This is a genomic window from Nocardiopsis sp. JB363, assembly GCF_900143625.1.
GTDB lineage: Bacteria > Actinomycetota > Actinomycetes > Streptosporangiales > Streptosporangiaceae > Nocardiopsis.
Map to the genome: position 1 here is coordinate 106,084 of NZ_FRFF01000084.1, position 11,929 is coordinate 118,012.

At 69.8% G+C, this 11,929-nt stretch carries 11 protein-coding genes; 7 read left to right on the forward strand and 4 right to left on the reverse strand.

From position 1 onward, the window contains the following. Positions 1 to 188: 188 nt before the first annotated feature. The 4 genes from BQ8420_RS12810 (at position 189) to BQ8420_RS12825 (ending at position 4,275) form a co-directional block, all read left to right on the forward strand. Positions 189 to 917: a class I SAM-dependent methyltransferase gene (locus tag BQ8420_RS12810; protein WP_087098681.1), complete on the forward strand. Its 729-nt coding sequence runs from the start codon at positions 189 to 191 to the stop codon at positions 915 to 917. A gap of 75 nt (positions 918 to 992) precedes the next feature. Beyond that, positions 993 to 1,619, forward strand: coding sequence for a TetR/AcrR family transcriptional regulator (locus tag BQ8420_RS12815; RefSeq protein WP_087098683.1), 627 nt, complete (start codon positions 993 to 995; stop codon positions 1,617 to 1,619). Between the two features lie 51 nt (positions 1,620 to 1,670). Continuing rightward, entirely contained in the window at positions 1,671 to 2,573 is a 903-nt protein-coding gene (locus BQ8420_RS12820) for an alpha/beta fold hydrolase (protein WP_087098728.1), read from the forward strand. 16 nt (positions 2,574 to 2,589) lie between these two features. After that, on the forward strand, positions 2,590 to 4,275 hold the full coding sequence (locus tag BQ8420_RS12825; protein WP_087098685.1) for a fatty acid CoA ligase family protein: 1,686 nt from the start codon (positions 2,590 to 2,592) through the stop codon (positions 4,273 to 4,275). Between the two features lie 76 nt (positions 4,276 to 4,351). On the opposite strand, the gene BQ8420_RS12830 is transcribed toward BQ8420_RS12825, so the two are convergent. Beyond that, positions 4,352 to 4,984 (reverse strand): DUF3558 domain-containing protein, encoded by a 633-nt coding sequence (locus BQ8420_RS12830; RefSeq protein ID WP_235006130.1) that lies wholly within the window; start codon positions 4,982 to 4,984, stop codon positions 4,352 to 4,354. Positions 4,985 to 5,256: 272 nt separating this feature from the next. Here BQ8420_RS12830 and BQ8420_RS12835 point away from each other — a divergent pair, with 272 nt between their 5' ends. From BQ8420_RS12835 to BQ8420_RS12845, 3 genes are all read left to right on the forward strand, one after another. Further along, positions 5,257 to 5,901 carry a hypothetical protein gene (locus tag BQ8420_RS12835; protein ID WP_235006131.1) on the forward strand — a complete coding sequence of 215 codons (645 nt, stop codon included), beginning with the start codon at positions 5,257 to 5,259 and terminating at the stop codon, positions 5,899 to 5,901. A gap of 125 nt (positions 5,902 to 6,026) precedes the next feature. Beyond that, positions 6,027 to 6,599, forward strand: a complete 573-nt coding sequence (locus tag BQ8420_RS12840) for a hypothetical protein (RefSeq protein WP_235006133.1) — start codon at positions 6,027 to 6,029, stop codon at positions 6,597 to 6,599. A gap of 145 nt (positions 6,600 to 6,744) precedes the next feature. Continuing rightward, on the forward strand, positions 6,745 to 7,491 hold the full coding sequence (locus BQ8420_RS12845; protein WP_087098689.1) for a hypothetical protein: 747 nt from the start codon (positions 6,745 to 6,747) through the stop codon (positions 7,489 to 7,491). Positions 7,492 to 7,688: 197 nt separating this feature from the next. On the opposite strand, the gene BQ8420_RS12850 is transcribed toward BQ8420_RS12845, so the two are convergent. From BQ8420_RS12850 to BQ8420_RS12860, 3 genes are all read right to left on the reverse strand, one after another. Further along, a complete protein-coding gene (locus BQ8420_RS12850) occupies positions 7,689 to 8,825 on the reverse strand; it encodes a sorbosone dehydrogenase family protein (protein ID WP_087098691.1) in 1,137 nt (378 codons plus the stop codon). 34 nt (positions 8,826 to 8,859) lie between these two features. Next, positions 8,860 to 10,011 (reverse strand): aromatic acid exporter family protein, encoded by a 1,152-nt coding sequence (locus tag BQ8420_RS12855; protein WP_087098693.1) that lies wholly within the window; start codon positions 10,009 to 10,011, stop codon positions 8,860 to 8,862. Between the two features lie 171 nt (positions 10,012 to 10,182). Then, positions 10,183 to 11,544 carry an MFS transporter gene (locus BQ8420_RS12860; protein ID WP_087098695.1) on the reverse strand — a complete coding sequence of 454 codons (1,362 nt, stop codon included), beginning with the start codon at positions 11,542 to 11,544 and terminating at the stop codon, positions 10,183 to 10,185. Between the last annotated feature and the right edge of the window lie 385 nt (positions 11,545 to 11,929).

An 11,929-nucleotide genomic window follows, 5' to 3' on the forward strand; every position in this document is an offset into this window, starting at 1 on the left:
GACCGACGACAGTCCCGAGGAGAAAGACCAAGAGTGAGCGCGCCAAGGAAGCACGAGTCCGCTTGGCCCACATTTCACCTTTTGGGGTGGTGTGACCGGGGGTGATGCGACCGGCGTCAGTCGCATCGTGCCCCGGCCGTCCGGAAAACCCGTTGCCGGTGACGAAGCCCGGCGGGCACTCTCGGCCCATGGACGACTTCCACCCCCTGACGGCCTACGGGCCGGAGAACGCCCGACACTACGACGGCCATCTTCGAGGCGACGAGGATTCAGCGGCCGCCTACCTCGCGAGGCACGCCCAAGACCGAAGCGCGTTGGAATTCGCGATCGGGACCGGTCGTATCGCGCTGCCGCTCGCCGCGCTCGGTGTCCGGGTCGACGGCATCGAGCTCTCCCCGCACATGGTGTCCCTGCTGCGGGAGAAGCCCGAGGGCGCGGGCCTCGACGTGGTCACCGGGGACATGACCACCGAGACCACCGGCCGCGTCTACCCGCTCGTCTACCTCGTCTACAACACCTTCTACAACGTCCTCACCCAGGACGGTCAGGTGGAGTGCTTCGTCAACGCCGCCCGTCACCTGGAGGAAGGCGGCGTTTTCGTGGTGGAGGCGGCGCCTCCGTGGGCCTGGATCCGGGGAGACCAGTTCGTCAACGTCGAACGTGTGACCCCGGGGTCGGTGACCCTGGACGTGAACCGGTACGACCACGTCACCCAGCTGCTCGACGAGAACCACGTGAGCCTGGGCGCCGACGGCATTCGGATGGCGCCGATCTCCTGCCGGCTCGTCTGGCCCTCGGAGTTGGACCTCATGGCGCGGCTGGCCGGCCTGCGGCTGGTCGAGCGTTCGGGCGGGTGGCACGGGGAACCGTTCACCTCCTCCAGCCCCTTCCACGTGAGCGTCTACGCCCGGGCCTGACCGCTTTCGAGCACCTCCCACCGAGTGACGCGTCGGCCTAGTCTGTGTCCGCACACATACGAGGAGGACTCAGACGTGGTCGGGATCCGCAGACAGCGCCAGGAGCGCACCCGCGAGGCGTTGCTCGACGCCGCCGCGACGGTGTTCGCGAGTTACGGCTATGGCGCCACTTCCATTCCACGGATCGCGCACGAGGCCCGGATGTCGACCGGGGCGATCTACGCGAACTTCAGCGGTAAGCAGGAGTTGTTCCTGGCCGTGGTCCGACGCGTGGTCGAGGCGGGCGCGGCCTCTCGTCGTCACCACGCCGACGTCACCGCCGACCACGACGAGCTGATCGCCCGGATGGTCACCAATTGGACCTCCACGATCGAGACCGCGCCCGACATCGTCCTCCTCATGGCCGAGTTCTGGCTGTACGCGCTGCGGCATCCTCCGTTGGAGGAGGCCGTCGCGCGGCTGTTGGCCGATGTGCGGGCCAACCTCTTGACGAACATCGTCGACGCCGGTGTGGTACCCGATTCCGAACTGGCGGGACGGATCGCCGGCGCGGTGCAGGCGATGGCGTACGGGTACGCGATGCAGCGGCTGGTCGACGAGAACGCGGTGTCGCCGGAGCAACTCGTCGAGTCGGTGGGCTGGCTTCTGCGCGGCGCCGTTCCGCCCGCACAGGGGGTTGTGGCGGCCATCACATCCCAGTAGCCTCCGATTTCAGAGAATGGTCATTCTCTGAAATTAGACATGGAGGCCTTGATGGGAGAAAGCACGCAGAAGACCTCCGATCCCGGAAGCCCACCGGACGACGCGACGCTCGAACGGTTCCGGCACAACGGGGTCGAGGTCGCCCTACGACGTGCGGGCGGCAAGGGCCCCGGTGTCGTCATGCTCCACAACGGAGGCACCTCCCACGGCATCTGGCGGAACCAGATCGCCGACCTCGCCGCCGATCACCGTGTGGTGGCCCTCGACCTGCCGGGCTTCGGCGCCTCCCCCATGCCACCCGGGCCGATCGACCTCGCGGCGCACGTGGACCTGGTGTCGGCCCTCATCGAACACGACGGTCTGTCCCCGGTCACCCTGATCGGCAACTGCATGGGGTCGGCCATCGCCGCCGGTGTCGCCGCGCGCGACCCGAAGAACGTGCGGGCGCTCGTCATGGTCAACCCCCTGACGGACGCGACGTTCCGCCGCGGTGGTCTCGGGATCTTCATGGCGCCCACCCCGGCCTGGTCGCCCGTGACCGCTCCGGTGCGAGCGGCGCTGCGTCGGATTCGCGTCCCCCGCGCCGCCATCCCCCTGGCGCTCCGCTTCCAGTTGGGCCCCGCCGGTATCCGCGCCGGGCTCCACCACGACCCGGAACTGACGGCGTGCATGCTTCGCGAGGACCAGACTCCGGCCCTCGCCGACGTTCTCACCGACCTGCCCGCCAGTTACCGCATCGTGCGCGGGCCCGACGGACCTCCGCTGTGCACCATCTGGGGCGCCCGCAACCGGGTCCTGTCACCGGTCGCCGGGGTGCGCCTCGACGCCCTGCTGCGTTCGGAACATCGTGTCCTCATCCCCGACGCCGGCCACATGCCCATGCTCGAACGGCCCGAGACGGTGACCCAGGAAATCCGTTCCTTCCTGGACAACGTCGACTCCCACACCCCATGAGCCAGGAGGTGCCCCGATGACGGGACCGACCCCCACCACCCCCGACCGCATCCTCGTCGCCGACCGGGTCCTGGACGTGGCGCGCGTCGACCCCGGCCGCGTCGCCATGGTCCAGACCGACAAGGGCCGCGACGGCGTCCTGGTCCACCGCAAGCGGACCTACGGCGAACTGTCGGACCGCGCCGAACGCCTGGCCGTCGGTCTGCGCGCCGCCGGCATCCGGGAGGGCACCCTCTGCTCGTTCATGGTCCCGCCGAGCTTCAACGCGCTCGTCCTCGGGACCGCGCTCTTCCGCGTCGGCGCCACCCTCGTGGGCGTCGAGCCCTACAGCCACGGCATGCGTCGGGTCCGGCAGTGCCTCGACCGGATCGGCCCGGAGGTGTTCTTCGGTACGCCACGCGCGCACCTGGCCAAGCGGCTCTTCGGCTGGGGCAAGCGGACGGTGCGCCAGGAGTACGTCGTGGACGGCGCCTGGCCCGGCGTGCGTTCGATGGACGATCTGTTGTCGGAGCAGGCCCCGGCCGAGCCGACACCCGCGGACGTCGAACCCGGTGATCCGGCCGTCATCGCCTTCACCACCGGCAGCACCGGGCGGCCGAAGCCGACGGTGCTGCGCCAACGCAACTTCGCCGCCATGGTCGAGGTGGTCGGTGCCCAGTGGTCTCTCGGTGACGGCGGTGACGTGGTGGACATGCCCACGTTCCCGATGTTCTGGATCATCGCGCTGTCGGCCGGTGGACAGGTGGTGGTCCCCCCGATGGACTTCACCATGAAGGGGCCCGGCGACGCCGACCCCGCCGCGCTGCTGCGCACCATCGAGGAGCGCGGCGTCCGGACGATGTTCGGTTCACCCGCTCTGCTGCGGAACCTCTCGGCGCATGCCCGCCGCGAGTCGATCACGGTGGACAGCGTGCGCCGCATCGTCGCGGGCGGCGCCGAGGTCCAGGGGCCGCTGTACGCGGCGGTACGGAACATGCTCGGTCCCGAGGGCGAGCTGTACTCCAACTACGGGGCCACCGAGGCACTTCCGCTGTGCGAGATCGACGGCACGACGGTGCTGGAGGAGACCTGGGAACGCACCGAGCGCGGTGAGGGTCTGTGCGTGGGCCCGGGTCTGCCCGGTGTCGAACTCCGGATCATCCCGGTGACCGAGGGGAACATCGCGAACATCGGAGATGTCGAGGCCCTACCGTCGGGCGAGGTCGGCGAGGTCATCGCGCGTAGTCCGCACATCAGCGAGGACTACTTCCGGGACCCGGTCGCCACCGCCGCGAACAAGATCCCCGGTCCGGACGGCACGGTGTGGCACCGGTTGGGGGACGTCGGCCACCTCGACGACCAGGACCGCCTGTGGTTGGGCGGACGACGTTCGCACCGGGTCATCACCCGAGATGGAATCTACCTGCCGCTGCGGGTCGAGCCGGTCCTGACGACCCACCCGGCCGTCCACCGGGCGGCCCTGGTCGCCGTGCCCCGCGCGGGGAGCATCGCCGTGGTCGTCTGCGTCGAACGCTCCGACGAGGACCGGCGCGACGCCTCGACCGTGGCAGCCGAACTGCGCGCACTGGCCGAGCGCCACGAGGCGACCCGGGGCCTCACCGAGTTCGTCGAGGTGCGTCGCCTCCCCGTGGACCGTCGGCACAACGCCAAGATCGACCGGCCGGCGTTGGGGGCCTCGTTGGCCCGCCGCCGGAAGCGGTGATCATCGCCCCTTCCTCCCCCTGAGACCGCGGGGCGGGCCCGGATGGGTCCGCCCCGCGACGGTCGCGGCCACGCCGTCAGTCCATGGATGCCATGATCTCCTCGGCGACCCGGAGCGCGCCCTCGGACAGTTCGTCCTGGTCCGCCTCGCCCATACGGTCGTAGGTCACCTCCACGAGGACCTGACCGTCCACGACCGTCACCCCGGCCCCGTCGCCGATGCCCTCACCGGTGACGGCGAACTCGCCGAGGTCGACGTCCGGGTCTGCGTCCGCCTCGCTGTAGGAGGCGAGGGTGCTGTCGACGTAGAGCCCTTCGTGGACCTCCATCGAGAAGTGGATCGTCCCGCCCGCCGCCGAGACGAGCATGCAGCTCATCCGCAGCCGGTCGAGCTCGTCCATGTCGTCGGGGTCGGGGATACCCGTCGTCCCCTCTGTGCCGCTGCGCATGTCCTCCTCTCCGAGGAGGTCGTCCAGAGTCTCCTCGGAGAGTACGGTGCACAGGTTCTCGGGGGCGATCGTCAGGGGGTCGACCAGGTCTCTCTCCGGCTGATCGTCCTCCCCCTGCTCCGGTTCCGTTTCCGTCTCGGGTGCGTCGGCGGCGGCCGCATCCGGTTCGGTCGTCTCCGGATCACCACCGCAGCCGCTCAACACCAGGGCCAGGGCCAGGCCCGAGGAGAGGGCGGCGGAGGCGTACATGTGCTTGGGCACGAAGGGCCTTTCTCACGAGGTTCGCACGACGTCGCCACCCTAGGACCGAGAGCGACGGACCGATCGCCCGGGGCCGTGTACCTCGACGTGATCCATGCGCCCTGTGTGACGGCGAAACCCCCTTGTGCACTCCGGAGAATCGGCTGGTCGCAAACCCGCCGAACCGGCCGCCCCCTGCCAAACGGCCTCTCACCAGCACGAACACCGCATCGCCGTCCGGGCGGCGTTTCGTGGGTGCGCGCGAGGGCAAGAGCCGCACAGGAGGTACCCCCGTGGAGACCCAAACCATGGTCATCATCGCGATAGTCGTCGTGGTCGCGGTCGTCCTCGCCGGAGGTATCGCGTTCGCCGCGCGGTCCTCGATCCTTCCGGCCCGGCGCACCGCCCGGCTCAAACAACGCTTCGGCACGGAGTACGACCACACCGTCGAAACCCACGGTGACACCGCCGCCGCCGAACAGGACCTCGCGGAGCGGCTCGATCACCGCAAGGGCATCGAACTGCGCGAACTCACCGATGAGGAACGCAGGACCCACACCGACACGTGGGCCTCGGTACAGCAGGAATTCGTGGACGATCCGGTCCGCGCGGTGCACGACGCCCGCGGTCTGGTCGAGACCATCATGCGCGACGCGGGCTACCCCGACGTCCCGACCGTCACCGCCGACGACGACGGGTTCGAACGCCTGGCCAAGGTCCTGTCCGTGGACCACCCGACCGCCGTCGCCGACTTCCGCCGTACCCACGCGGCCGGCCACCTCGCCGAGGCCGACCAGGAACAGACCGAGAACCTGCGCGAGGCGCTCGTGGCCTACCGCGGTCTCACCGACTCACTGCTCGGCGGGCTCCCACCACGCAAGGAACCCGCGCCGGCCGGTGAACGAGCCGTCGAGAGCACCACCGAGGAGGGCCAGTGAGCGGGTCCGACCTTTCCGGAGGGTCCGGGCGCGGAGCCCGTTCCGGAGGGTCCGGGCGCGGAGCCCGTTGGACCCTGCGCGCGCACCACGCAAGGATTCCACGACCGGGTCAGGAGGCACGACCGTTGGAGACCCCGAAGGAACCGCACGATCCTCCGAAGGACGCCACGTCCACCGACAGTGGCCCGTGGATCCCCGCACCCGACCACGTCGACCCCACCACCACCGAGGTCGAAGCCGAGGTGAAGGACCCCGACCCCCTGCCCAAACGCGAACCCAAGAGCGGCGCGGTACGCCGCAAGCGGGTCCCGGCCACACAGAAACGCCCCGACCCGGGCACCGAACGCGCCTCATCGTCGGCCCGTTCCGCCCCGGAGAAGCCCTCCACCCCGGGGCGGCCCTCGAAACGGGACGGGGAGCCATGGCGGCTCCGACCCCGAGGGTTGGAGAGCTCCAGGGTCCTCGACCGTTGGAAGGAGGTGCAGATCGGCTTCGTGGACGATCCGCGCTCCTCCGTGGCCGAGGCGGACGCGCTGGCGGCCGAGGTCGCCGAGGCGGTGGTCGCGGCCCTGGAGGAACGGCGCACGGCGCTGCGCGCCGCCTGGGACGAAGCCGAGGGTGTCGACACCGAGGTCCTGCGGTTGGCCCTGCGCGACTACCGCTCCTTCGTCCGACACCTCAGCGGGGACGAGGGCTGACTCTACTGCCCGGTAGGGCCGCTGCCTTCGGTCGCGGGCCCGCCGGGCGGTAGCATCTGTGGCGGATTCTCCCCCCGTCCGCGTGCCCCCGCCCCCTCGGAGAACGCCGTGTGACGGGGTCACCCCAGACACGGAAACGGACGGCATGGACGCTGCAGAGACCCAGGTCATGACAAGGACCGCCCAGTTCACCACTACCCAGAGCTGGGAGACCGAGGTCCGAGGACGCGTGGCCGCCGCGGTCGACCGCATCGCCGAGCCCCTCGCGGAACTCGCCGAGCGCGACGCCAACGACGGTGACACCCGCCTGTTGGTCGCCGACTTCTTCGACGTCGGACTCAATTTCAGCAAGTACCGGGACATGACCACCGAGTACCGCACCAGCGGTGACTCCATCGACTACGCGATCGTGTTGGACGGTGCGCTCTTCGCTCCCGTCGAGGTGTGCCGGATCGGTCAGGAACTGGACCTGCGCAACATCCAGATGTCGCGGCGGCTGGCCGTCGACGAGGGCGCGGAGTGGGTCTACCTCACCAACGGTCGGGTCTGGCGGGTCTATCACATGCGCCCCGCCTCCGACGGCGGCACGCCCCAGCCGGTCACCGTCATCGACGTGGACCTCCTGGACCAGGACGCCTACGACCGCAACGTCGACGGTCTGTTCCACATGACCCGTGACGCGGTGGAGCACGGCCGCTTGGACGCGCTGCGCCGTTGGCACGAGGCCACCGAGGCCGGTCCGATCGCACGGACGCTGCTCAGCGACGAGGTGGTCGCGGCCGTGCGCGCCCGACTGCGGGAGGACGCCGAACACCCCGGGCACCTCGGCGAGGACGAGGAGATCCGTCGCGTCCTCACCGAGGAGGTCATCCCGCGCGGCCTGATCGGCTGACCGGAGCGGGTCCTCCCCGGAACGGGTCCTTGGTGAAGCGTGCCCGTTGTGGGACGACCCCTGACGGAAGGCGTGGTCCCGGCGGAACGTGCCCTTGGTGAAGCGTGCCCCTGACGGGACGACGGGCGCCCCGGTGAAACGTGCCCTTGGTGAAACGTGCCCTTGGTGAAACGTGCCCCTGGCGGAAGGTCTTCGGGTCACTCCAGGGGGACGTTCATGACGCGGTCGTCACCGTCGGAGGGCGCGCCCCAGGCGTCCAGATTGCTGGTGGTCAGCCACAGCGCGTCACCGTCGGGGTGGGCCGACACCGTGCGCAGCCGGCCGAACTCGTCGACGAAGTGCGCCTCCGGTTCGCCGATCTCGCCCCCACCGGTCAGCGGGATCTCCCAGAGCCGCGCGCCGCGCAGGGACGCCACCCACAGGGACTCGCCCGCGATCGCCGCACCGCTCGGTGAGGCCTCCGCGGGCTCCCAGGTGAGCAGTGGATCCGTGAACTCGTCTCCCCCGCCGGGCCCCTCGACGATCGGCCAACCGTAGTTGTCTCCCGGTTCGATCAGGTTCACCTCGTCCAGGGTGTCCTGACCGAACTCGGTGGCGTACAGGTTGTCCTCGTCGTCCCAGGCCAGGCCCTGCACGTTGCGGTGACCGTAGCTGTGGACGTGGTTGTCGAAGGGGTTGTCCGGGGCCGGGTCGCCGGCGGTGGTCATCCGCAGGATCTTGCCGCCGAGCGAGTCGGTGTCCTGGGAATTGTCGGTGTCCTGGGCGTCACCGGTGGCCACGTACAGGTGGTCGTCGGGCCCGAAGGCGATCCGCCCGCCGTTGTGGGTGTTCGCGGCGGGGACACCGTCCAGGATCACCTCGGACTCACCCAGGTTCCCGGATTCCTCGTCGTAGGAGAGCCGGGCGACCCGGTTGTCCGAGGAGGTCGTGAAGTACACGTAGACGTAGGGCTCGTCGGGGTATTCGGGGTCGATCGCCAACCCCAGGAGCCCGCCCTCGCCGCCGTGCGCCACCCCGTCGATGGTTCCGGCCTCGGTCACGTCTCCGTCCGGGGTGACGTGGGCGACGACCGCGGAGTCCCGTTGGGCCACCAGGGCCGAGCCGTCGGGGAGGAAGTCCAGGCCCCAGGGCACATCGAGATCGGTGGCCAGGTCCCGGGGTTCACCGAGGTCGAGGGGCCCGACCCCCTGCGAACCCGTCGCGTCGCCCTCCCCGTCACTCATGTTCTCGGCTCCGCCGTCGGAGCAGGAGGTGACGAGCAGGACCGTGCTCAGGAGGGCGAGGGTGTTCGTACTCGTTCTGCGCGATCCGCCGCGCGTGGGTAGGTGATCCATGCGGCAACCCTGCCCACCGATCGCGTGGGTACGCTCACCGACCTTCGGAACGCTCGGTGTTCTCGTAGCCCTGGTTCACCTCCTCCATGAGCCGCTCGACGTCGGTGAACAGGGCGCTGTACACCGACCAACTCTCTTCGTCCCACTCTCGACGCACACGTTCGCGGACCTCGTCCAGCTCGCGCAAGGCGTCGTCGACCATCTCGCGCAGGTCGTCGGAGGCGGCGCTGTACGCGGTTTCCTCCTGTTCGTGCACCTCCTGGAAGATCTCCGAGGCCCGTTCCAGCAACGGAGCGAGCTCTCGCAGGAAAGCGTCGGCGGGGGCGGAGAACCGGGAGCCCGAACGTGTGGTGGTGCGCAGCGTGCGCACCAGGGACTGCACGTGCCGCGCGGCTCGGCTCAGGGCTTGGATCCAGTCCCGGTAGGTATCGAACTGCCTGGGCGACGGTTCCTTGTGGGACAGGAACCGCCGTGGGTTGAACCTCAGCCGGTCCTCTTGGCGCTGGACCGTCTCTTGGGCGTTGCGGGCCGTCCCGTCGAGCCCGTCCGCGACCTGACCCCAGTAGTCCGTTTCCAACCCTTCCTTGCCTTGACCCAGCCCTTCGGCGATCTCACCGGTCAGGGAACGCAGACTGTCGGAGAAGTCCAGGACCGCGTTCTCGGCGTCCCGGAAGCGGACCGCCGGGGCCAGGGCGAGGTTGGTCAGCAGGGCACTGCCCGCCCCCACGCACACCATCAGCAGGAGGGATCCCAGGTCCGTGGCGTTGGTCGCGGTCCCCCCGGCCAGGGCGAAGGCCGCCACCACGGAGACCTGCATTCCCTGTGTTCCGAAGAAGCGCGCCTGCCCGGCGATGAGAGCCACCAGGACGACCAGGGCGAACACCCACACGGTGGGGCCGATGGTGAGACCGCCGACCCCGGCCATCAGGGCGCCCGCGAACACCGCCGCCACGTACCGGCCGGACTGGAGTACCGACCCGTACACGCTGGGTCGGACGACCAGGAGCGCGGTGAAGGGAGCGAAACCGATCTGGGTGGACGCACCCAGCAGATAGGCCACCACATAGGCGAGGGTCGCGGCGATCGCGCACTTGAGGATGAGAACGGCGGTCTCGCGCTCGAAACCACGTCTGCGGTAGGCCCGCTCGGCTCCCCGCCACAGTCGCTCCCAACGGCTCTGCGCCATGCCACTCCTCCTAGAGTCACGGTTCGTGTGGTGGCCACTACTACCCGACGAAGGGTCGGGGCGAACCCTTCACTGGGCACGGGTACGGCGGTGAACGGCGCGTGGTTCCCACGTGGGTCCAGGCGATTCGAGGGGTGCTCGCCGGGATGGTTCCGTCCTCACCACTCCGCCTCACCCTTCCGGTCGGCGGGCCGGTTCGCGAGCCCTCGGGTTCCGGGTCAGGGCGACCACGGCGACCGACACCGCCGCGACCAGCGTGGTGAGCAGCAGCGCGACCAGGTGCAGGGCCTCGGTGAACTCCGCACCCGCCAACCGGCCACCGGTCAGCACCGCCAGGAGAGCACCGACCACGGCGATGGAGACCGTCTCCAGACTCAACCGGGTCGCGTTGAAGACACCCGAGGCCGTTCCCACACGTTCGGGCGGAACGGCGGCCAGGCCCAGACCGTCGATCATCCCGCCGGTGAGTCCCACACCCGACCCCACCAGTAGGAACGGCAGCATGACCGACCACACGGAGGCGTCAGGGCCCAGGGTGGTGAACCCGAGGACACCCGCGCCCAGGAGCAGGAGGGCGCCCACCACCACGGCGACGTGCGGAAGCCGGTTGACCAGTTCCGCGCCGATCGTGGGCAACAACAGGGTCGGCACGGTCAGGAACAGCAACCACAGGCCCGCCGTCCCAGGACCGAGTCCGACCACGTTGATCAGGTACGACGGCAGGTACACGAGCAGGGGCACCAGCACCGCCATGAACGTGGCCGCGGCCAGGGCGTAGGCGACGAAACGACGGTTGACCAGCAGGGCGACGTCCACGAGGGGATCGGTGCGGCGACGTTCCACCAGCACGAAGACCACCGCGCACACCACCGCCGAGGCGAGGAGCCCCGCCAGGACACCGACACCCCGTGCGGGTCCCTCCACCAGCCCGCCGATCAGGAACAGGAGCGCGGCGGTGAACAGGGCCCCGCCCCACCAATCGACGGAACGGCCGTCACCGCGCATCGCCGGGATCCGCAGCGCCAACAGCAGGACCAGGCCGGAGACCGTCGCCGGGCCCGCGAAGGCGAACCGCCAGCCCAAAGCCTCCACGAGCAGTCCGGCGATCGCGGGACCGAAGGCGGTGCCGGCGCCCAGCACGGTACCGAGCAGCCCGAACGCCCGCGCCCGGGCAGGCCCCTCGAAGGTGGAGGCCAGCATCGACCCGCCGCCCGCGACGGCCGCGGCGGCGCCGAGCCCTCCCAGTGCTCGCAACGCGACCAGAGCCTCGATGCCCGGGGCGAACAGGCACAGCAGGCCGCTGACCAGGAACAGGACGACACCGAACACGTACACGCGTTTACGCCCGACCGCGTCCGCGATCGACCCGGCGCACACGAGGAAGGCGGCGAAACAGGCGTTGTAGGCGTTGACGACCCACTGCGCCGAGGTGAGGTCGACCCCCAGGTCCGTCTGAATGTCGGGCAACGCGACCGAGGCCCCGGTCAGGGACAACGGCAGGGTCAGAGTGGACAGGAGAACGGTGACGAGCACGAGGGCGCCGCCACTCGAAGGTGATTTCACGAGACACGTCCGGCGTGGTGAGTAGGACGCCGGGCAGCCCGAGGGACCGCACCGGCGAGGACGCTGATGCGGCGGTCGGAAACTACAGAGGTCTGGCCGCCGCTAGAAGGCGGCCGACTCTTCCGTGAGAGGCATGGACACGAGTCAACCCCTTCCGAGGGCGTCCGGCCAAGTGATTTTCGGGTGGGGGTCCGAAGCCGGCACGGAGGAGGTACGGAAACGACCGTCGCACGGGCGTCGTAGGCTTCCCCACGACCCCCAGCAGACGAGGTTCGTATGTGTTTTCTCCGGCGACGACGGCGATCCCGGCTCGATCCAGGGAGTTCCGCGTCACCCGAGCCCCCCGTCCCCGAAC

What these genes read in the sequence shown, in the direction of transcription:
- BQ8420_RS12810 (WP_087098681.1), top strand. Translation starts at nt 189, where the DNA reads ATGGACGACTTCCACCCCCTGACGGCCTACGGGCCGGAGAACGCCCGA.
- BQ8420_RS12820 (WP_087098728.1), top strand. Translation starts at nt 1,671, where the DNA reads ATGGGAGAAAGCACGCAGAAGACCTCCGATCCCGGAAGCCCACCGGAC.
- BQ8420_RS12825 (WP_087098685.1), top strand. Translation starts at nt 2,590, where the DNA reads ATGACGGGACCGACCCCCACCACCCCCGACCGCATCCTCGTCGCCGAC.
- BQ8420_RS12845 (WP_087098689.1), top strand. Translation starts at nt 6,745, where the DNA reads ATGGACGCTGCAGAGACCCAGGTCATGACAAGGACCGCCCAGTTCACC.
- BQ8420_RS12850 (WP_087098691.1), bottom strand. Translation starts at nt 8,825, where the DNA reads ATGGATCACCTACCCACGCGCGGCGGATCGCGCAGAACGAGTACGAAC.
- BQ8420_RS12855 (WP_087098693.1), bottom strand. Translation starts at nt 10,011, where the DNA reads ATGGCGCAGAGCCGTTGGGAGCGACTGTGGCGGGGAGCCGAGCGGGCC.